At 71.0% G+C, this 19,881-nt stretch carries 20 protein-coding genes and 2 pseudogenes; 11 read left to right on the forward strand and 11 right to left on the reverse strand.

Translation table 11 applies throughout. The annotated features are described in order from the left end of the window. Window positions 1-21: 21 nt before the first annotated feature. From BBK82_RS39055 to BBK82_RS39075, 5 genes are all read right to left on the reverse strand, one after another. Window positions 22-795, reverse strand: a complete 774-nt coding sequence (locus BBK82_RS39055; protein ID WP_065919433.1) for an ABC transporter permease — start codon at window positions 793-795, stop codon at window positions 22-24. Next, window positions 792-1,760: an ATP-binding cassette domain-containing protein gene (locus BBK82_RS39060; RefSeq protein ID WP_065919434.1), complete on the reverse strand. Its 969-nt coding sequence runs from the start codon at window positions 1,758-1,760 to the stop codon at window positions 792-794. The genes BBK82_RS39055 and BBK82_RS39060 overlap by 4 nt, the downstream gene beginning before the upstream one ends. A 78-nt stretch (window positions 1,761-1,838) precedes the next feature. Next, entirely contained in the window at window positions 1,839-3,107 is a 1,269-nt protein-coding gene (locus BBK82_RS39065; protein ID WP_065919435.1) for a lanthionine synthetase LanC family protein, read from the reverse strand. Window positions 3,108-3,117: 10 nt separating this feature from the next. Further along, window positions 3,118-3,891, reverse strand: a complete 774-nt coding sequence (locus tag BBK82_RS39070; protein WP_065919436.1) for a putative protein N(5)-glutamine methyltransferase — start codon at window positions 3,889-3,891, stop codon at window positions 3,118-3,120. Window positions 3,892-3,912: 21 nt separating this feature from the next. Then, window positions 3,913-4,929 carry a hypothetical protein gene (locus BBK82_RS39075; protein WP_065919437.1) on the reverse strand — a complete coding sequence of 339 codons (1,017 nt, stop codon included), beginning with the start codon at window positions 4,927-4,929 and terminating at the stop codon, window positions 3,913-3,915. Window positions 4,930-5,143: 214 nt separating this feature from the next. Here BBK82_RS39075 and BBK82_RS57015 point away from each other — a divergent pair. Both BBK82_RS57015 and BBK82_RS39090 read left to right on the forward strand, forming a co-directional pair. Next, window positions 5,144-5,698: pseudogene (locus tag BBK82_RS57015) on the forward strand (alpha/beta hydrolase); the annotation flags it as partial. Window positions 5,699-5,775: 77 nt separating this feature from the next. Further along, window positions 5,776-6,138 (forward strand): alpha/beta hydrolase family protein, encoded by a 363-nt coding sequence (locus BBK82_RS39090; RefSeq protein ID WP_065919440.1) that lies wholly within the window; start codon window positions 5,776-5,778, stop codon window positions 6,136-6,138. Here BBK82_RS39090 and BBK82_RS39095 read toward each other — a convergent pair. Genes BBK82_RS39095 through mmuM form a run of 4 tightly spaced genes read right to left on the reverse strand, consistent with a single transcriptional unit; the run spans window position 6,080 to window position 9,413 of the window. After that, complete coding sequence (locus BBK82_RS39095; protein ID WP_170068040.1) at window positions 6,080-6,574, reverse strand: DoxX family membrane protein; 495 nt, start codon at window positions 6,572-6,574, stop codon at window positions 6,080-6,082. The two genes, BBK82_RS39090 and BBK82_RS39095, sit on opposite strands and share 59 nt — an antisense overlap. Window positions 6,575-6,631: 57 nt before the next feature. Continuing rightward, window positions 6,632-7,261 carry a response regulator transcription factor gene (locus BBK82_RS39100; protein WP_065919442.1) on the reverse strand — a complete coding sequence of 210 codons (630 nt, stop codon included), beginning with the start codon at window positions 7,259-7,261 and terminating at the stop codon, window positions 6,632-6,634. Continuing rightward, window positions 7,258-8,295 carry a sensor histidine kinase gene (locus tag BBK82_RS39105; protein WP_065919443.1) on the reverse strand — a complete coding sequence of 346 codons (1,038 nt, stop codon included), beginning with the start codon at window positions 8,293-8,295 and terminating at the stop codon, window positions 7,258-7,260. Before BBK82_RS39105 ends, BBK82_RS39100 begins: the two co-directional genes overlap by 4 nt. Continuing rightward, the gene (mmuM, locus tag BBK82_RS39110) at window positions 8,292-9,413 is read right to left on the reverse strand and encodes a homocysteine S-methyltransferase (protein WP_170068041.1); all 1,122 of its coding nucleotides are present in this window, start codon (window positions 9,411-9,413) and stop codon (window positions 8,292-8,294) included. The genes BBK82_RS39105 and mmuM overlap by 4 nt, the downstream gene beginning before the upstream one ends. 70 nt (window positions 9,414-9,483) lie before the next feature. Between mmuM and BBK82_RS39115 the strand changes: the two genes are divergently transcribed. The 3 genes and pseudogenes from BBK82_RS39115 to BBK82_RS39125 all read left to right on the forward strand — a co-directional run bounded on the left by BBK82_RS39115 (window position 9,484) and on the right by BBK82_RS39125 (window position 12,700). Continuing rightward, on the forward strand, window positions 9,484-10,485 hold the full coding sequence (locus tag BBK82_RS39115; RefSeq protein ID WP_065919445.1) for a TerC family protein: 1,002 nt from the start codon (window positions 9,484-9,486) through the stop codon (window positions 10,483-10,485). Between the two features lie 40 nt (window positions 10,486-10,525). Next, window positions 10,526-11,101 (forward strand): TetR/AcrR family transcriptional regulator, encoded by a 576-nt coding sequence (locus tag BBK82_RS39120; protein WP_065919446.1) that lies wholly within the window; start codon window positions 10,526-10,528, stop codon window positions 11,099-11,101. Then, window positions 11,098-12,700 (forward strand): annotated as a pseudogene (locus BBK82_RS39125) (CocE/NonD family hydrolase). The gene BBK82_RS39120 and the pseudogene BBK82_RS39125 overlap by 4 nt, the downstream one beginning before the upstream one ends. On the opposite strand, the gene BBK82_RS39130 reads toward BBK82_RS39125, so the two are convergent. Further along, entirely contained in the window at window positions 12,682-13,260 is a 579-nt protein-coding gene (locus tag BBK82_RS39130) for an STM3941 family protein (protein ID WP_065919447.1), read from the reverse strand. The pseudogene BBK82_RS39125 and the gene BBK82_RS39130 overlap by 19 nt on opposite strands. A gap of 167 nt (window positions 13,261-13,427) precedes the next feature. Here BBK82_RS39130 and BBK82_RS39135 point away from each other — a divergent pair, with 167 nt between their 5' ends. Next, window positions 13,428-13,835 carry a hypothetical protein gene (locus BBK82_RS39135; RefSeq protein ID WP_154697767.1) on the forward strand — a complete coding sequence of 136 codons (408 nt, stop codon included), beginning with the start codon at window positions 13,428-13,430 and terminating at the stop codon, window positions 13,833-13,835. Here the strand turns inward: BBK82_RS39135 and BBK82_RS39140 are convergent. Beyond that, entirely contained in the window at window positions 13,832-14,842 is a 1,011-nt protein-coding gene (locus BBK82_RS39140) for a LacI family DNA-binding transcriptional regulator (protein WP_237047813.1), read from the reverse strand. The genes BBK82_RS39135 and BBK82_RS39140 overlap by 4 nt on opposite strands. A 124-nt stretch (window positions 14,843-14,966) precedes the next feature. Between BBK82_RS39140 and BBK82_RS39145 the strand changes: the two genes are divergently transcribed. From BBK82_RS39145 to BBK82_RS39165, 5 genes are read left to right on the forward strand one after another with little or no spacing between them, the layout of a single operon-like run. Further along, window positions 14,967-16,466 (forward strand): sugar ABC transporter ATP-binding protein, encoded by a 1,500-nt coding sequence (locus BBK82_RS39145; RefSeq protein ID WP_237047814.1) that lies wholly within the window; start codon window positions 14,967-14,969, stop codon window positions 16,464-16,466. A gap of 34 nt (window positions 16,467-16,500) precedes the next feature. Next, window positions 16,501-17,547: an ABC transporter permease gene (locus tag BBK82_RS39150; protein WP_065919449.1), complete on the forward strand. Its 1,047-nt coding sequence runs from the start codon at window positions 16,501-16,503 to the stop codon at window positions 17,545-17,547. Next, window positions 17,540-18,499: an ABC transporter permease gene (locus tag BBK82_RS39155; RefSeq protein WP_065919450.1), complete on the forward strand. Its 960-nt coding sequence runs from the start codon at window positions 17,540-17,542 to the stop codon at window positions 18,497-18,499. The genes BBK82_RS39150 and BBK82_RS39155 overlap by 8 nt, the downstream gene beginning before the upstream one ends. Continuing rightward, on the forward strand, window positions 18,496-19,557 hold the full coding sequence (gene rhaS / locus BBK82_RS39160; protein ID WP_065919451.1) for a rhamnose ABC transporter substrate-binding protein: 1,062 nt from the start codon (window positions 18,496-18,498) through the stop codon (window positions 19,555-19,557). The genes BBK82_RS39155 and rhaS overlap by 4 nt, the downstream gene beginning before the upstream one ends. Then, the gene (locus tag BBK82_RS39165; protein WP_083268479.1) at window positions 19,554-19,871 is read left to right on the forward strand and encodes an L-rhamnose mutarotase; all 318 of its coding nucleotides are present in this window, start codon (window positions 19,554-19,556) and stop codon (window positions 19,869-19,871) included. Before rhaS ends, BBK82_RS39165 begins: the two co-directional genes overlap by 4 nt. Window positions 19,872-19,881: the final 10 nt, after the last annotated feature.

Below are 19,881 nucleotides of genomic sequence, written 5' to 3' on the forward strand. Positions count from 1 at the left end.
CGCCCGGTCCTCGCGGAGACCTCAGACCCGCCTGCGGTAGGCCCACATGGCGAGCGGGAAGAACACCGCCACCGCACCGACCATCCAGATCAGCGAACCGAACAGCGGTCCCGCGTACGCGCCGCCGTTCATCAGGCCGCGCAACGTGTCGGACATCAGCGTCACCGGGCTGATGTCGGCCCACGCCTTGAGCCAGCCCGGCATCGTCGAGGTGCCCACGAACACGTTGCTGCCGAACGTCAACGGCATGATCAGCACGAACATCATGCCCTGCACGGCCTGCGGCGTCTTGAGCAGCATGCCGACGAACACCGACGCCCAGCAGAAGCACAGCGCGAACGCGATCCCCAGCACCACCGCCACCAGCAGCTCCACCGGACCGGTCTGCACCCGGTAGCCCATGATCGTCGCGACGACCAGCAGCACCAGGATGCACACGACGTACCGGACGACGTCGGCCAGCACCGCGCCGACCAGCGGAGCGGACCGCGCGATCGGCATGGCCCGGAACCGGTCGAACACGCCCTTGGAGGCGTCCGTGTTCAGCTGCACACCCGCGGTCATGCTGCCCTGCAACAGGTTCATCACCATGATGCCCGGAACGAGCATCTGCAGGTACGCGTCCGTGCTCCCCGCCAGCGCCCCACCGAACAGGTAGGTGAACATCAGCAGGAAGACGATCGGCGCGAGCGTCACGTCCATCAGCTGCTCGGGATTCTTGCGGATCTTCAGGATTCCGCGCCACGCCAGCGAAAACCCGTGGCGCACGCCTTTGTCCAACGCGATCGTGCTCACACCAGGCTCCTCTCCGGCTCGGCGGTGTCATCGGTCTTCTTGCCGGTCAGCGCCAGGAACACCTCGTCGAGCGACGGCAGCCGCAGCGCCAGCTCGTCCGCGGTGATGCCGGCCTCGTCGAGCTTGCGGACCAGCGTGGACAGCAGCACCGGGTCGTTCACCGGCGCGGTGAGCAGCCCGGTGTCGTCGTCGCGCGACGGCCGCACCCCGGTCAGGTCGCCCAGGATCCGTTGCGCCGCGTCGAGGTCGTGCGCCGAGGTCGGCCGCACCTGCAGCGTCTGGCTGCCGACGCGGCGCTTCAGCTCGTCCGGCCGTCCCTCCGCGACCACCTTGCCGTGGTCGAACACCGTGATCGTGTCCGCGAGCTGGTCGGCCTCCTCCAGGTACTGCGTGGTCAGCAGCACCGTCGTGCCCTGCGCGACGAGCCTGCGCACGACCGCCCACACCTCGTTGCGCGCGTGCGGGTCGAGGCCGGTGGTCGGCTCGTCGAGGTACAGCACGGCCGGGTTGCCGACGAGGCTGGCCGCGAGGTCGAGCCTGCGCCGCATGCCGCCTGAGTACGTCTTCGCGGACCGGCCGGCCGCATCGGTCAGCTCGAACTGCTCCAGCAGCTCGGCCGCCCGTGCCCGCGCCCCGGCCCGGGAGTAGTCCATCAGCCTGGCCAGCAGGACCAGGTTCTCCGTGCCGGAGAGGTCCTCGTCCACCGACGCGTACTGCCCGGTCAGCCCGATCAGCCTGCGCACCGCCACCGGGTCCTTCAGCAGGTCGTGCCCGCCGACCGTGGCGTGTCCCGCGTCCGGGCGCAGCAACGTGGCCAGCACCCGCACCGCCGTGGTCTTGCCCGCGCCGTTCGGCCCGAGCACCCCCACGACCTTCCCCTCCGGCACTTCCAGGTCCACCCCGTCGAGGGCCTTGGTCTCCCCGTAGTGCTTGACCAGGCCCTCTGCCCTGATCGCCAACGACATCGTTCGTTCCTCCCTGTGTCGGGAAGAACTGTGCGCCAGTGCGCTGGCACCGCGCGCACAGCACGCTGTCAGCAGCTGTCAGCGCTGGTCAACGACCCACCAGTTGTCCATCCGGGGCACCGAGGCACCGCCACGGCTCGCCTGGAACAGGAACGCCGCGATGCCGGCCGCGCCCTGCATCCACCCGACACCCGGCGGCAGCAGCGGGTCCTCCTCGCGGTGCTCGACGAACCGCCAGCAGACGCCGTCGCCGTCGGGGACCGCCCGTTCGACCAGGACGTCGGCGAGGTGCCGGACGAAGTCCTCGTCCACGCCCGCGTCGAGCAGCACCGAACCGACGCCCGCGGTGCCGCAGCAACGTCCGTCGTTGTCCCAGAACCCCGGTCGCACCCGGTCCGGCAGGCCGCAGGTGCGGATCGTGTGCATGCACCGCCGGTGCAGCTCGACGGTCGTCATGCCGTCCACTTCGGACACACCGGCGTACTCCAAGGCGCGCCACAGCAACGAGGTTCCCGCCGGACCGTGGCACCAGCCGTAGCTGTGCTCCTCGTAGTCGTCCTCCAGCCGCGGGATGCGCAACGGCGCCCGGAACCCGCCGCCGGCCAGGTCCGCGAGCGTCACGAGGTGGCGCGCGCCGTCGTGCGCGGCCGCCACCCACTCCGGCCGGCCGAACTCGGCACCGGCCACCGCCAGTGCCGTCGCGACACCGGAGAGACCGTGCGAGAAGTTCGGCATCTGCCGGTCGACTCCGGAGAAACGGCTCGGCACCATCCGCCAGTTCAGCCCGGTCGGGAGCTGCTCGCGTTCGGCCAGCAGCACCGCGGCGGCCACCTCGGCGAGCTCGTCGGCTGCGGCTCCGTGCCGACGTGCCCAGACGGCGCCGAGCAGGATCCCGGCTGTGCCCAGCACGACGTCGTGCACGCGCGCGTTGTCGAGGAAGCGCGGTGCCTCTGTGAACGTCTGCGGCCACCCGTCCGGCGTGACGAGCGCGAGCATCCTCGCCACGGCGGCCTGCGGAGCCGGCTCGCCGAGCGCGGTCAGCGTGCCGATCGTGCTGACCAGGCCGTTGAAGAAGCTGTAGTCGGTGGCCGTCGCGATGCCCGCCCCGACCTGCTCGGTGATCGCGGCCGCCAGCTCCCGCTCCCGCGCGGACCACCGCCGGGTGGCACGGACCTCCGCGAGTGCGAGGGCCAGTCCCCCGATGCCCGAGCGCATGCCGTCGCCGTACTCGGCCTCCAGCTCGACCCCGGGCGAGGCCGGAATCGACACGGTGCCGTCGTCGTGCGCGACCTGGCCGAGCACCCACCGCCAGGCGGACTCCGCGGTGCGCCGGTAGGTCTCGCTCACCGGACGATCCTCACATTCCGGGCGGTCCCGCGGGTTTGGTTCCGATGACAACGGTGCAGTAGTGCTCGTCCGACGTCGTCACCCGCGGCACCAGCCCGTGCCCGGCCATCGCGGCGGCGGTCAGCGGTGCCTGGTGCTCGCTCGTCTCGATCAGCAGGTGCCCGCCGGGTGCCAGCCACTGCGGCGCACCGGCCGCGACCCTGCGGTGCACGTCCACCCCGTCGGAACCACCGTCCAGCGCCACCAGCGGTTCGTGCTCGCGGGCCTCGGGCGGCATCAGCGCGATCTCGTCGGTCGGCACGTACGGCGCGTTCACCACGAGGACGTCCACCCGCCCGCGCAACGCAGCGGGCAACGGCTCGTACAGGTCGCCCTCGTAGACCTGCCCCAGGTCGGCCAGGTTGCGCCGGGCACAGGCCACCGCGGCGGGTTCGACGTCGGCCGCGTGCAGCTCCACCCCGCCGAGCTCCGCCGCGATCGCAAGGCCCAGCGCTCCCGCCCCGCAGCACAGGTCGAGCACGACCGCGTCGGCCGGCGCTGACTCGACGGCGGTGCGCACGACGAACGCCGACCGTTGCCGCGGCACGAACACACCGGGGTCGACGAGCACCTTGTGCCCGCAGAACTCGGCCCACCCGACGATCACCTCGAGGGGCTCGCCGGCGACCCGGCGGCGCACCATCTCGTCCAGCTTCGCGGGGCCGGCCGCGGCGTCGAGCAGCAGGCGCGCCTCGTCCTCCGCGAAGACGCACCCTGCCGCCCTGAGCACCTCGACCACGTTCATCCCGCCAGTTCTACCAGTCGGTCACTTGAACGGGACCGCGTAGATGTGGCTCATGTCCGAGTCGTGCTTGGCGGTCGACCCGCGCGAGTCGGTCATGTTCTTCGCGACCCCCTGCACGGCACCGGTCTCGCCGCCGATCCACCGCGTCCGGACGTAGGTGGAGAACTTCGGCACGCAACCGGAGTCCGTCCTGATCTGGAAGTCCGGCTTGTGCAGCGGCACGTAGACGTGGTGGACGTAGTAGGGCACGTCCATGGTCACGGTGGCCGAGGAGTCCGTCTGGCACAGCGACCCGTCGGCCTTCCACTGGTTGATGAACAGCGTGAAGTGCGCTTGGGACGACCCCTTCTTGTCACAGGGCGCGCTGAGATGGCAGATCATGTACTCGGTGTCGCCGAACACGCTGAGCCCCCGGAAGCCGGGCGCCAGCTCGAAGCTGTCGAGCGACGGCTCGCGCTGGACCGGGTTCGACGCGTCGACGTTGAGCAGACCGGCGGGCACGCTGCTCTGCGCGGGCTGACCGGTGGTGGTGTTGTCGATCGAGGTGTCCGCGAACCGCATCGAGCCGCTCACCAGCCGGATCGTCGAGTCCTCATAAGCCAGCGACGCCGTGCGGACGTTCGCCGTGCAGGTCACCCTGGTCGCGACGCCGGGGTGCACCAAGAACCTGGTGGTGAGCCAGATGTCCTCCCACTGCGGACTGCTGCTGGTCGTCTCGTAGACGTTCTGCCCCATCAGCATGGTCTTCTCGCCACCGGCCCAGCGGCAGCGGACCTCGTTCTCGAACAACGTGCGGATGGTCGCGCCGTTCGCCCGCATCACCGAGATGACGTACGCGGTCTGGTCGGCGGCCATGTCGAGCGTGATCGAACCGACCGGCACGACGTTCTGGTCGAACGTGTGCGGCGTGGGCGGCACGCCGGGCCCGAGCACGGTCTGCGGTGCGAACGTGACGCTGGTGGCCGCGTTCGCCCGTGGTAGCTCCGCGATCACCAGCGCCATGAGCACGGCGGTGACCAGGGACAAGAACTTCTGCACGCCAACCCCTCCCCTGTTGGAACGAGCGGGAACGTAACGAGCCGGGCTACACGAGCCCTACATGTGCACCCGGTCACGTTGCGGAAGTTGGTCACTATCGATGATAGTCATATTTAGTGACTACCTGAGGAGCGCAGCGATGGCCGCCGTCGAACTGACCACCTTCACCGTCAAGCCGGACCGGACCTCCGCCCTGCTCGCCGCGCGGCCGGGCATGCTCGACGCCTTCCGCCGCGACCGCAGGGGTTTTCTGTCCGCCCGGCTCATCCGGCTCTCCGACGACACCTGGCTCGACCTCGTCGAGTGGACCGACGACCTCGCGTGGGACGAGTCGAAGGCCAAGGGCGCGAACCAGCCGGAGATCGCCGAGTTCTTCGCCGCCGTCGACGCCGTCGTCAGCTCCGAGCGCGGCGCCCGCTACGACGACGAGCCGGGGCCGGTGCGGTTGCTGCCCTACGGACCGCACCCGTCGCAGGTCGGCGAGCTGTACCTGCCGGAGGGCGACGGTCCGTTCCCGGTCGTCGTGCTGATCCACGGCGGCTACTGGACGGGCCTGTGGGACCGGCGCGCGGTCGTGCCGCTGGCGGACGACCTCGTGTCGGCCGGGCACGCGGTGTGGAGCATCGAGTACCGGCGGATCGGCGAGGGCGGCGGGTGGCCGGGCACGTTCGAGGACGTCGAGGCGGCGGTGGACTTCCTCGCCGGCGTGGCCGCACCACTCGACCTGACGCGCGTGCAGGTCGTCGGGCACTCGGCCGGTGGGCAGCTGGCCACGTGGGTCGCCGGGCGCGAGGACGCTCGTGTGCCCGTGGTGGCCGCGGTGTCGCTCGCCGGCCGCTCGACCTGGTGGCCGAGGCCGACCGGTTCGGGCCGAGCTCGCCGACCCGACGCCACCGCACCGGAGGGGCTCCCGGCACGCCACGACCGGAGCTCGGGCCGGTGGTCGCCGAACTGGCCGCGGACGGCATCGTGCCGGTGCTGCTCGGCGGGCGGCGCGAGGAGGTGCCGGAGCGGTACGAGCGGGCGGTCAAGCCGGTCTCCGTGCCGGTGCTGGAGGTGCTGGGCGACCGCGACGACGTGGTCCCGCTGCGCTACGCCGCCCACCCGAACGCGGAGTTCCTGCAGGCCCGCAATGCCAACCACTTCGACGTCATCGACCCCGGTCACCCGAGCTGGGGCCTGGTCCGCGGCTGGCTCGCCGCCCACTGACGGGGTCGCGGCGGCGTTCGGTGTCGGCCAGCAGGAACGTGAGCTTCCGCCGGTCCGACAACACCAGCGCCGCCGCGATCAGCGTGTAGGCCAACGCGAAGTACTTCACCTCGGGGTAGTCGAACGCGAAGTCCATCAGCGTGATGTTGAGCGCGACGGCGAACAGGCCGAGGGCACCCAACGTCGTCGTGCGGCGGAACAACAACATGACGGCCGGGATCAGCTCGAACAGACCGGTGGCGCGGCCGTAGAACGGCGAGTAGCCGTAGAACGCCCACACGAGACTTGTGCCGTCCGTGGTCGCCTTGTCGATCGTCCAGTCACCGTAGTAGTACTGACCGCCCAGCAGCTTGATGGTCCCGTACATGATGAAGACGGCCGCGAGCAGCAGCCGCAGGACCAGCACGAGTTTCGGGCCTGTGGCGAACCAGATCATGACGTCCATCGTCCGAAGCGGTGCCTTGGCACGCATCCTCCCGGCGGGCCGTCCGGCTCATCCCGCGGGAGGATGCGCCAGCAGTGCCAGCCGGACGCGGTTGCTCTCCCCCGTCTTCGCCATCAGCCCGGCGACGTGCGTCTTCACCGTCGTCACGCCCAGGTGCAGCCGGGCGGCGATCTCGGCGTTGCTCAGGCCTCGGGCGAGCAGGTCGAAGACCTCCCGCTCGCGGGCGCTGAGACCGAAGTCGCGGGTCGTCGCCGGTGCCTTCGCGGCTCCCGCCGTGCGCACGATCCTGCTCAGCACACCCGGATCGAACGGTGACTCGCCCTCGGCAGCACGGCGGATGCCGTCGAGCAGGCGTTCCGGTGAGGTGTCCTTGAGCAGGTAGCCGCTCACGCCCGCCCGGAGCGCCGGATAGAGGTACTCGTCGTCGTCGAACGTCGTCAACGCGACGATCGGCATCGGCCGTTGCGCGAGTATGCGACGCGTTGCCTCGATGCCGTCGACACCGGGCATGTGCAGGTCCATCAGCACGACGTCCGGCACGTGGTCGGTTGCCATCCGCACGGCTTCAGCACCGTTGGCGGCCATCGCGACCACCTCCACGTCGTCCTGCGCCGAGCACAACGCCCGCAGGCCCGCCCGGACGAGCTGCTGGTCGTCCACGACCAGGACCCTGATCACTTCTCCCCCTCCACCGGCAACCTGGCGCTGACCACCCACTCACCGCGCCGCTGCCCGGCGGTGAGCCGCCCGCCGAGCAGCTCGACGCGTTCGCGCAGACCGGTCAGCCCGAACCCCGGTCGCCGGGGTACCCGGTCGGCCGGGTTGCGCACCACGACGGTGACCTCGTCGGCCTGCCCGATCTCGACCCGCACCGGGCCGCACCCGTGCTTCACCGCGTTGGTCAGCGACTCCTGCACCACCCGCAGGACGGCGTGCCGCGCCACCGCGTCCAGGTGGCCGACGTGCACGTGCAGCTCGACCGGGACTCCGGCGTCCTCGCAGCGCCGCTTCATCTCGTGCAACGCGGGCTCGAACTCCTGCGCCGCAACGGGTGTGACCGTCGGGTCGCGCAAGACGACGAGCAACCGGCGCAGGTCCTTCAGCGCCGCGGCGCTGGTGGCGTGGACCTCGTCGAGGACGCCCGGATCGTCGCGCAGGTGCCGGGCCACGCCGACCCTCAGCATGATCGACGACATGTGGTGCGCCACCAGGTCGTGCAGCTCGCGGGCGACGGCGAGGCGTTCCTCCGCGCGGGCCAGCTCGACGGCCTGTTCCCGGTGCCGGGCCCTGGTGCGCAGGTGGAGGCCGACCGCGACGGGCATGCCGGTGGCCAGCAGCAGCCTGATCGCCGTGGGCACCGGTTCCAGCGGGCCGGTCGAGAGGAACACCGCGGTCGCCGCCGCGTTGCCGAGCCAGGCGACGACCAGGACGTGCGGCCTCCGGTACCGGTAGGCGACCTCACCCAGCGCGAAGCCCGCCGCGAACTGGGTGAACGCCGCGCTGACCGTGCCGAGGTACAGCGACAGGCACATGACCGCGCTCTGGCCGACGCTCGCCGTCAACGGCCACCGGCTGCCCAGCACGACGAGAGCCGCACAACCGGTGAGCACCACGACGTCCACGAGCGTGATGCCGGCGTTCAGCACGACCGCCGCCAGCACCGGCACCGCCGCGACGACACCGCGCACGACCGGGTCAGGCGGCCACCTCACGACCTGAGCACCCCGGCGATCTCGGCGATGCCCGCCGGTCCGACCCGGCAGCAGCCGCCGATCAGCCGGGCGCCCTGCTCGGCCCACTCCGCGACCGCGAACGAGGCAACGGCTGGCCGCCGCCCCCACCGCCTTGCCCGCCACCGCCTCGGCCGCCGTCGCGCCCCGCCGCCGCACCGCTCAACACCGCACGCCCGCCGCTGCACCGCTCGCCGCCATCCCACCCGCCGTGCACCGCGCCGCCACCCCACCGACGCCGCGTCGCCCCGCCGCGCCACCCGGCGCCGTCGCGCCGCCGCGCCACCGGCGCCGCGTCGCCCACCACCGCCTCGCCCACCGCACCGCCAGCCACCGCACGCCGACCACGTCGCGGCGTTCCACTGCTCACCCGAGTTCGGGTAGACCACCACCGGCAGCCCGGCCACCGCCCGAGCCACCTCGATCGCCCCGGCGACCTCCTGCGGCGCCGAGCAGTTGATGCCCACCGCCACCACCTCGCCGACCCCGCGGACCACCCCGAACGCCTCCTCCAGCGACTGACCGGCGCACGTCCGCCCGTCACGCACGCTGTACGAGAGCCACATCGGCACCCCGCTGCCCGCGACCACCCGCAGGACCGCCTCGGCCTCCTGGACGTCCGGGATCGTCTCCACCGCCAGCACGTCCGGTCCCGCCTCCGCGAGCACCTCGATCCGGCGCCGGTGGAAGCGTTCCAGCTCGCCGGTCGTGAGCCCGTAGCGGCCGCGGTACTCCGAGCCGTCGGCCAGCACCGCCCCGTACGGGCCGACCGACGCGGCCACCCAGCGGGGTCCGTCCACTTCGGACGCGGCAGATCGCGCGACCGACACGCTGGCTCTCAACAGGCCGGCGGTCTGGTCATCCGTCAGACTGCGGCGGGCGAAACCCTCGAAGGAGGCCTGGTAGCTGGAGGTGATCACGACGTCGGCGCCCGCCCGGTAGTAGACGAGGTGCGCGGCCAGGACCGCGTCCGCGTCGCCGAGCAGCAGGCGCGCGGTCCAGAGCTCGTCGGACAGGTCGTGGCCCGCCTGCTCCAGGGCGGTCGACAACCCGCCGTCGAGCACGACCACCCCGTCCGCCAGCGCGTTCACCAGGTCCATCGGCCCGAGCATACGCAAGATCCGGTAACGTCCAATTCAGACAAATCGACCATCTAGGGAGAGGGCACCAGTGCTTGAGATCAGCGGACTGACGTGGGCGGTCACGATCGGGGTGATCGTGCTCCTGCTGGCGGTCGACCTGGTGCTCGCCGCCGCCCGCCCGCACCGGATCGGCTTCCGCGAGGCCAGCCTCTGGTCGGTGTTCTACATCCTCGTCGCCGTCGGCTTCGGCGTGTGGTTCATGACCGCGCACGGCGGTGGCTACGGCGCCGAGTACTTCGCCGGCTACATCGTCGAGAAGAGCCTGTCGGTCGACAACCTGTTCGTCTTCGTGATCATCATGACGACGTTCCTGGTGCCCGAGGAGCACCAGCACAAGGTGCTGACGTTCGGCATCGTGCTCGCGCTGATCATGCGCGGCATCTTCATCGCGGTCGGCGCGACGCTGCTGTCGCTGTTCTCGTTCATGTTCCTGATCTTCGGGCTGCTGCTGATCTACACGGCGGTCCAGCTGTTCCGGCACCGCGACGAGGACCCGGACGTCGAGAACAACATCGTCGTCACCACGGCCCGCAAGCTGATCCCGGTCACCGACGACTACGTGGGCGGCAAGATCTTCACCAAGGCCGGCGGCAAGCGGATGGCCACCCCGCTGTTCGTGGTGCTGGTCGCGATCGGCGGCGTCGACCTGCTGTTCGCGCTCGACTCCATCCCCGCGGTGTTCGGCGTGACCGAGGAGCCCTACATCGTGTTCACGGCCAACGCGTTCGCGCTGCTCGGCCTGCGTGCGCTGTTCTTCCTCGTCAAGGGCCTGCTCGACCGGCTGGTGTACCTGTCGGCCGGTCTCGCGATCATCCTCGCCTTCATCGGCGTGAAGCTGATCCTGCACTGGGCGCACGTCGACATCGATCCGCGCGTGCCCGAGGTGCCGACGCCGCTCAGCCTCGGCGTGATCATCTCGATCCTGGTCGTCGTCACGGTCGCGAGCCTCGTCAAGACCCGCAACGACCCGTCGGCGAAGGCGCACCCCGGTTCGCTGCGGGGCCACCGCGACCGGGACCGCGAAAAGTAACATTTGACCACTAAGTAACAGGTGTTACACGATCCACCTCGTGGATCTGCTGACGACCGAGCCCGCGCTGGACCCGCGAGTGCGCCGCACGCGCACCGCGGTCCTGCGCGCGGCGGTGGACCTGGTGAGCGCACGCGGCACGGCGGTCACGATCTCCGAGATCGCCGAGGCCGCCGACGTCAGCAGGCGGGTGGTGTACCAGCACTTCGGCGACCTCGACGGGGTGCTGCTGGAGGCCGGCGTCGACCTGGCGAGGCGTGAGCTGCTGCCCCGCCTCGACGGCGCCGACGACCGCGCGAACACGCTGCTGCTGGCCCGGCACTTCGCCGAGCACCAGCCGTTCTACGGCGCACTGCTGACCGGCTCGTGCGCGTTCGAGCTGAACCGCGGCCTGATCGAGCTGTTCCTGCCGGTGAACCGGCAGGCGGTCGCGCAGCTGGTCGGTGACCGGGTGAGCAGGCAGGCGGCCGACGACCTGGCCGCGTTCGTCACCGGTGGCGCGAGCTCGTTCGTGACGACCTGGGTGATCGAGGGCGCACACGACCCGGAAGCCTTCACCGACCGGGTGCTGGGCGTGCTCACCGCGCTGACGACCGCCCTGGAGGCGACGTGCTGATCAGTCGTCTGCTGGAACGCAGGCTGCGGCTCGGGCCGCCGGCGACCAGGAACGTGGTCGTGCAGCACGGCCTGCGGGTGCCGATGCCGGACGGGGGTCGAGCTGCTCGCCGACCGGTGGCTGCCGCGCTCGGGCGGGGACGGGCTGCCGACCGCACTCGTCCGCTCCCCGTACGGCCGCGGTCTGCTGGGCGCGGTCCTCACGCGGCCGCTCGCCGAACGCGGGTACCAGGTAGTGGTCCAGAGCGTGCGCGGCGGGTTCGGCTCCGGCGGCACGTTCGACCCGATGCGCCAGGAACGCGCGGACGGCCTGGCCACGCTCGACTGGCTCGTCGCCCAGCCGTGGTCGGACGCGATCGTGCTGTACGGGATGAGCTACCTCGGCCACGTGCAGTGGGCGGTCGCCGACCGGCTGCCGCCGCAGGTCAAGGCGATGATCCCGGTCGTCACCGAGTCCGCGCTGACGCTCGGGTTCCTGCGCGCGGACGGGTTGTCACTGAAGACGCCGTTCGAGTGGGGTGTGCTCGTCGGCACGCAGCAACGGCGCTTCTCATTGCTGCGCAAGCCGTTCCAGGACCGCAGGACCGCGCGGGCGCTGCGGTCGCTGCCGCTGGGCGAGGCCGACGTCGTCGCGTTCGGCGAGCGGTCCGCCTACATCCAGGACGTCCTGGCGCACGACGCGGAGTCGCCGCGGTGGGAGACGTTCGACCACAGCCACCGGCTCGCCCAGGTGAGGGTACCGGTCAGCTCGGTCGCCGGGTGGTACGACATCTTCCTGCCCGGTCAGCTGCGGGACTTCCAGGCGTTGACCAGCGTGGCGCGCCTGACTGTCGGGCCCTGGACGCACTCGGACCTCATCCCGGAGCCTGTCGAGGAGGCGGTGTCGTTCGGTCTCGCGCTCGCCCGCGGTGAGGAGCCGCCGCCGCGTGCGCCGGTCCGGCTCTACGTGATGGGTGCGGAGGAGTGGCGGGACTTCGAGTCCTGGCCGCCGGCCGGGTACTCGCCTCGGCGTTTCCACCTCGGTGCTCCGGGTGCGCTGGTGGCCGAACCCGGCGAGTCCTCTGTGGACACGTACCGGTACGACCCCGCCGACCCGACGCCGGCTGTCGGCGGAGTGCGGCTGAGCGGTGACGTCGGTGGCAAGGTCGACAACACCGAACTGGAGGCCCGCGCGGACGTGCTGACCTACACCACGCCGGTGCTCGACGCGGACGTCGAGGTCGTCGGCGAGGTCAGCGCCGAGATCTGGTTCTCCTCCAGCGTTTCGCACGCCGACGTGTTCGTGCGGCTGTGCGATGTCGACCCGCAGGGACGCTCGTGGAACGTGTGCGACGGCCTGGTGAGCCTGACGGACGCGGACTCGCCGCGGTGCGCCTCGGTGCGGTTGTGGCCGACCGCGTACCGGTTCCGGCGCGGGCACCGCATCCGGGTGCAGGTGTCGAGCGGCGCGTTCCCCCGGTACGCGCGCAACACCGGGACCGGCGAACCTCGTTCGACCGCAACGACTCTCGTGGCCGCGGACCAGACGGTGCACCACGGCGCCGGGCGGCCGTCCGCGATCGTCTTGCCGGCGCGCTCGGCTCAGGAGCCGCTGCGGTAGCTCTCGACCAGCTCGACGAACTCGCGCGGTGACCGGTCCAGCCACATCGGGCTGATACCGATGTCGAACCCGTACGTCTCGCGGTTCCACCGCAGCTCGTCGGCCGGACCGCGCACTTCGGTGGCGAACCGCTTCAGGCTGGGCACCATCCGCAGCACGTGAGCGAACGGCCGCAGGAACCCGAGCCTCGCGCTGTCGTCCGGACCGGACGCCAGGTAGGCGTCATAACTGTTGAGCCGCAACGTGACCATCTTCGTCGGGTGGTCGACCACGTCGACGGACCCCACGTCGGCCCACGGAATCCGGCCGCCCGATGACAGCTCGAGCCCGTCGCGGGTCAGGGTGAGGTGGGCCAGGCCGCGTTTCCTGGCCGGCAGCAACACGAACACGAACCCACCGGCGAAGAACGCGATCGCGAGCGCGCCGAAGACGAACCCGAGGACTCCGCCGGACCGCAACAGGTACGAGCCGATCACGACGAACACGAAGGCGCCCAGCGCGTAGAGGGCGAGCTTCCACGGCCTGGGTCGCACCACCAGGCGGTCGGGGTCGGTCGTCACGTCAGGCGAATACCCAGAACTGTCACGCGTGAACCAGCTTGGCCCCTCGTCCCCGTGATCGTCCCGTCGCTAATGTCGTTGGTGCGCCCAAGAAGGCGCATTCCGACGGCCTGGCGTCCGACCCCCACGCCGGGCCGTGTGTTCCACTCGATCATTGAGGTGAAATCGTGCGTGCTGTTTCTGCGTTCATTCTGGCCGCCACTGCTCTGGTGGCCACCGCAGTGCCCGCGTCGGCCGATGTGGAGGCCTCGGTCGCCCTTCAGCCGCAGGGCAGGCTGGAGGCACGCGGCGCCGCCGTCACCGCGCCGATCAGCGTGATGTGCCAGAACGGTGCGACCGGGACGTTGTGGGTGCAGGTCACCCAGAACGTGCGCGGCGAGCTCGCGATCGGCGACAAGTACGTTCCAAGCGTGCCGTGCACCGGGAACTACGAAAGGGTGAACGTGACCGTGGTGTCGCGGACGAAGGCATTCCGCGCGGGCGTCGCTTTCACGACGGCGTCGCTGAACGTCTACCTGCCGCCGAGCGATTCCGCCGTGGTCGAGGACGACCGCGAAATGATGATCGTGCGCTAGCGGCGGCGAATTCGCGTTGATGCGCGGACCACGAGCTCCGGCTGGAACGTCACATGCCGGTGTTCGTGGTCCGGTTCGTTCTCCGCCAGCAACAACTGCGCGGCCGTCCGCCCGAGCTGATCCCGTGGCTGGCGAACCGATGTCAGCGGAACCGCCGCTGCCGCCGCGAACTCGATGTCGTCGTACCCGACCACGGCGAGGTCGTCCGGCACGTTCAACCCCTGCTGGGTCATCGACTGCAGCAACCCGAGCGCCAGCAGGTCGTTGGCGCAGAACGCCGCCGTGGGACGCCGGGCCGAGGGCAGGCCGACGAGCCGCTCCCCCGCGCTGCGCCCCTCCGCGACCCGCAGACCGTCGGTCTCCAGCAGCGTGAGCGCGGACGGCGGCAGGCCGGCCTCCTCCAACGCCCGCAGCGCGCCCTCGTGGCGGTCGCGGACCTGCTGGATCGACATCGGGCCACCGACCATCGCGATGCGGGTGTGGCCGGTCTCGACCAGGTGGGTCACCGCCAGCTCGCCGCCGAGGACGTCGTCGACGGCCACCGAGCAGTGCGTGCCGGTGCGCGCCTCGCGGTCGACCAGCACGACCGGGGTGCCGCGGCTCGGCACGTCGGAGAAGTCCGCGCCGACCGGGGTGAGCAGGATGCCCTCGACCCGTTGCTCGTGCAGCAGTTCCAGGTACTCGCGCTCGCGGCCGTCGTCGGCGGCGCTGTTGCACAGGTACAGCGCGAAGCCCGCCTCGCGCGCCGCGTCCTCGACACCGCGGGCCACGTCGGTGAAGAACGGGTTCGCCGCGTCCAGCACGACGTAGGCGAGCACCCGGCTGCGGCCCGCGCGCAGCTGGCGAGCCGACTCGTTGCGCACGAAGCCCAGCTCGGCGATCGCGGCCAAGACCCGTTCGCGCGTGGCCGGCGCGACGACGTCCGGCCGGTTGAGCACGTTCGAGACGGTCGCGTTCGAGACGCCGGCGTGACGGGCGACCTCGCGGATGCCCACTGCTGGTTTCACGGGCGGCTCCTTGCTTGAAACGTGACAACGAATCGTAGCCCGACAAGTCTTGACTTCGCGCTGCAACGCACCCAGGCTGCACGTAACCCGCTCGTTAAAACGTTTCAACATCGAGGAGACGGATTTGAGTCCTCCCGTGGTGGAGCTGGCCGACGTGAGCAAGGCCTTCGGTGCCGTCCGCGCGCTGTCGGGGGTGTCGTTGCGGCTGCTGCCCGGCGAGGCGCACGCGTTGCTCGGTGAGAACGGCGCGGGCAAGTCGACACTGATCAAGACGCTGGCCGGGGTGCACCGGCCGGACGCGGGCCGGGTGCTCGTGGACGGCGAGGAGCGCCGGTTCACCGCGCCCGGTGACGCGCTGGCGGCCGGGATCGCGATCATTTACCAGGAGCCGACGCTCTTCGGCGACCTGTCGGTGGCCGAGAACGTCTTCATGGGCCGCCAGCCGCTCGGCCTCGGCCGCCGGATCGACGTCGCCACCATGCACGCGCGCACCGCGGAGCTGTTCGAGCTGCTGGGGGTCCGGCTCGACCCGGCCCGCCCGACCCGTGGACTGTCCATTGCGGACCAGCAGCTGGTGGAGATCGCCAAGGCGTTGTCGTTCGACGCGCGCGTGATCGTGATGGACGAACCCACGGCCGCATTGTCCGCGCACGAGGTGCAGCGGCTCTTCGGTGTGGTGCGGGCGTTGCGCGAGCAGAACGCCGCGGTGCTCTTCGTGTCGCACCGGCTCGACGAGGTCTTCGAGCTGTGCCAGCGGGCCACGGTGCTGCGCGACGGCGCGTTCGTGTGGTCCGGCGAGCTGGCCGGGGAGACCCCGGACTCGTTGGTGCGCAGGATGGTCGGCCGCGAGCTGTCCCAGCTCTACCCCAAGCAGGACACCACGGCCGGCGAGGTGCTGCTGGAGGTCCGCCGGTTGACCCGCGAGGGCGTGTTCACCGACGTGTCGTTCAGCGTGCGGGCAGGCGAGATCGTGGCGCTCTCCGGCCTGGTCGGCGCGGGCCGCAGCGAGGTCGCACGGGCGGTGTTCGGCATCGACCGGCCCGACGCGGGCGAGGTCCTGGTGCGCGGCAAGGGGTTGAAGCGCGGCTCTCCCACCGCCGCGATGGCCGCGGGCATCGGTTTCGTGCCGGAGGACCGCCGCCAGCAGGGCCTGGTGATGGACGCGTCCATCGAACGCAACACCGCCCTCGCCTCGCTCGGCCGCCTGTCGACGTTCGGCCTGCTGCGCCGCCGCACCGAACGCGCGCTCGCCCAGGACTGGGCGGTCACGCTGCGGCTGAAGTTCGCGAGGCTGAGCGACCCCGTCGGTGTGCTGTCCGGCGGCAACCAGCAGAAGGTCGTGCTCGCGAAGTGGTTGGCACGCCGTCCTTCCGTGCTGATCGTCGACGAACCCACGCGCGGCATCGACGTCGGGACCAGGGCGGAGGTGCACCGGTTGCTGTCGGAGCTGGCCGGGCAGGGCGTGGCGGTGCTGATGATCTCGTCGGAGCTGCCGGAGGTGCTCGGGATGGCCGACCGGGTGCTGGTGATGCACGAGGGCCGGCTGGTCGAGGAGCTGTCGCGGGCGGAGGCCACGGAGGAACGCGTGGCGCTGGCGGCGGCAGGACAGGCGGTGGCCCGATGACGCACCCCACCCGCCGACCTCAGGAGGTGTCACGGTGACCACCCGGCTCGACGCCCCCTCCGCACCTCCCACCACCGCCCGCACCGCGCGCAAGCTCAGCGACCGCGTCGGCCGGGTCCGCGAGCTCGGCATCCTCGTCGCGCTCGCCCTCGTCGTCGTCCCCACCGCCCTGGTCAACCCGCGGTTCATCCAGCCGCAGAGCCTGCGCGACCTCCTGCTCAACGCCTCCATCGTCGCCCTGCTCGCGGTAGGCCAGACGCTCGTGGTCATCACCCGCAACGTCGACCTCTCCGTCGGCTCGGTCCTCGGCCTCTCCGCCTTCCTGACCGCGCAGCAGTTCGCCGACCACCCCGGCACGCCACTGCTGGCGGGCATCGGGTTCGGCGTCGCCGTCGGTCTGGCCTGCGGGCTGCTCAACGGGCTGCTGGTCGCGCTCGGCAACGTGCCCAGCCTCGTCGTCACCCTCGGCACGCTGTACGTGTTCCGCGGCATCGACTACGCGCTCGCCCAGGGCCGCCAGGTCAACGCCGCCGACCTCCCCGACGCGCTGCTCGACCTGGGCAGCGCACGGGTCGCCGGCGTCCCGGTCCTCGTCCTGGTCACCGTCGTGGTCATCGTGGTCGCCGCGGTGTACCTGCGCTCCTACCGGTCCGGCCGCGAGCTCTACGCGATCGGCTCCAACCCGGACGCCGCCGTGCTGGCGGGCATCCCGGTCGCCAAGCGCACGCTCACCGCGTTCGTCGCCTCCGGACTCGTCGCCGGGCTCGCCGGGGCGCTGTGGGTGGCCCGCTACGGCACGGTCGACGCGGCCGCGGGCACCGGGCTCGAGCTGCAGGTGGTCGCGGCCGTCGTGGTCGGCGGCGTGGCGATCTTCGGCGGGTCCGGCACCGTGGCGGGCGCGGCGCTCGGTGCGTTGCTGCTCGGCACGATCACGAGCTGCCTGGTGGTGCTGCGGATCCCCGCGTTCTGGCAACAAGCCATCGCGGGCGCTCTCCTGCTCAGCGCGATCACGGTCGACCGGCTGCTGGCGCTGCGACTGGCCAAGGCACTGCGGAAGTCGGAAGGGAGCAGCCATGCGTAGCCTCCTGCGCTGGGAGACCGCGCTGGTCTTCCTGCTCGTCGTCGTCGCGCTCGGCGGCCAGGTCAGCACCGACGGCGCGTTCCTGTCCGGCGGCAACCTCTTCTACCTCGGCCTCGACATCGGCGAGATCGCGTTGATCGCGCTGCCGCTGACGCTGGTGATCGTCGCGGGCGAGATCGACCTGTCGGTGGCGTCCGTGCTGGGCCTGTCCAGCGCGTTGATCGGCTGGTTCTGGAACGCCGGCTGGCCGCTGGAGACGATCTTGCCGGTGGTGATCTTCATCGGCGCGCTCGCCGGTGCGGTCAACGGCCTGCTGGTCACCCGGCTCGGCCTCCCTTCCCTCGCGGTCACCATCGGCACGCTCGCCCTCTACCGCGGCCTCGCGCTGGTAGTGCTCGGCGACACGGCGGTGGCGGACTTCCCGGCCGCCTACACGGCGTTCGGCACGACCCCGGTGCCCGGCACGAACATCCCGTACCCGATCGCGCTCGCCGCCCTGCTCGCCGTGCTGTTCGGGATCGCGTTGCACGCCAGCTCGTTCGGCCGCTCGGTCTTCGCGATCGGTGCCAACGAGGAGGGCGCGCGGTTCTCCGGCATCCGGGTGAAGCGGATCAAGCTCAGCCTGTTCGTGCTCGCCGGCGCGGTGGCCGCGATCGCCGGCGTCGTCTACACGTTCCGCTTCTCCAGCGCCCGCGCCGACAACGGCCTCGGCCTCGAACTGGCGGTCGTCGCCGCGGTGCTGCTCGGCGGCGTGTCCATCTTCGGCGGCAAGGGATCGCTCTTCGGTGTGCTCGCGGGCGTGCTGCTGCTGGGCGGTCTGCGCAACCTGCTGATCCTGCAGGACACCTCCACCGAGGTGCTCACCATCGTGACCGGTCTCCTGCTGCTGGTCAGCGTTCTGGCTCCGTCGATCACCCGACGCCTCGCAACCCTGAGGAAGGCAACGACATGAACACACGCCTAGTGCTCGCCCTGGTGGTGTCCGGGGCCGTCGCACTCACCGCCTGCGGTGGCACGACGAAGGACAGCGCGGGTCAGAACACCGGTGCGCCCACCGGGACCGCGGCCGCCGACCCGAAGGCGCCGCTCAAGGAGGGCCTGAAGATCACCTTCCTGCCCAAGCAGGTCAACAACCCGTACTTCACCGTGGCGCAGAAGGGTGCCGAGCAGGCGGGCACCGCCATCAAGTCGGAGGTCAAGGCGACCGGCCCGTCCGACGCGGCCGCCTCCTCCCAGGTCACCTACATCAACACCGCCGCGCAGCAGCGGCAGAACGCGCTGGTGATCTCCGCCAACGACGCCAACGCGGTCGCGCCGGCGTTGAAGACCGCGCGCCAGCAGGGGTTGAAGGTCGTCACGTTCGACTCCGACGCGGCACCGGACGCGCGGGACGTGTTCATCAACCAGGCCACCGCGCAGGACATCGCGGTCGGCCAGGTGAAGATGATCGCCGAGGCGATCGGTGGGTCCGGTGAGATCGCGATCCTGTCGGCGACGCCGAACGCGACGAACCAGAACGCCTGGATCGAGACGATGAAGACCGAGCTCGCGAAGCCCGAGTACGCGAACGTCAAGCTCGTCGAGACCGCGTACGGCAACGACGACGACCAGACGTCGTTCCAGAAGACGCAGGGCCTGCTGCAGGCGCATCCGAACCTCAAGGGCATCATCTCCCCCACCACGGTCGGAGTCGCGGCGGCCGCCCGGTACCTGAGCTCGTCGGAGTACAAGGGCAAGGTCCAGCTGACCGGCCTGGGCACGCCGAACCAGATGCGCAAGTTCGTGCAGGACGGCACCGTGAAGTCGTTCGCGCTGTGGGACCCGAGCCAGCTCGGCTACCTCGCGACCTACGCCGCCGCCGCGCTCGCGTCCGGGCAGATCACCGGTGCGGAGGGCGAGAAGTTCAAGGCGGGTGACCTCGGTGAGCGCACGATCGGGGCCAAGGGCGAGGTCGTACTCGGGCCGCCGACGGTGTTCACCAAGGACAACATCGACAAGTTCGACTTCTGACCGTGCGGGTCTGCTTCACGCTCCGGGTCCGGCCCGACCGGCTGGACGAGTACCGGGCACGGCACCGCGAGGTGTGGCCCGGGATGCGGGCCGCCCTGTCCGAGGCGGGATGGCGCAACTACTCGCTCTTCCTCGCACCGGACGGCCTGCTGGTCGGCTACCTGGAATGCGACGACTTCGACGCCGCGCTCGCCGAGATGGCGCGGCGCGAGGTCAACGCCCGCTGGCAAGCCGAGATGGCGGAGTTCTTCGAAGGCGACGGCAACGCCGACGAACGGATGCGGCCGCTCGACGAGGTCTTCCACCTCGACTGATCTCTTTGGG

This window comes from Lentzea guizhouensis (assembly GCF_001701025.1).
GTDB classification, from domain to species: Bacteria; Actinomycetota; Actinomycetes; order Mycobacteriales; family Pseudonocardiaceae; genus Lentzea; species Lentzea guizhouensis.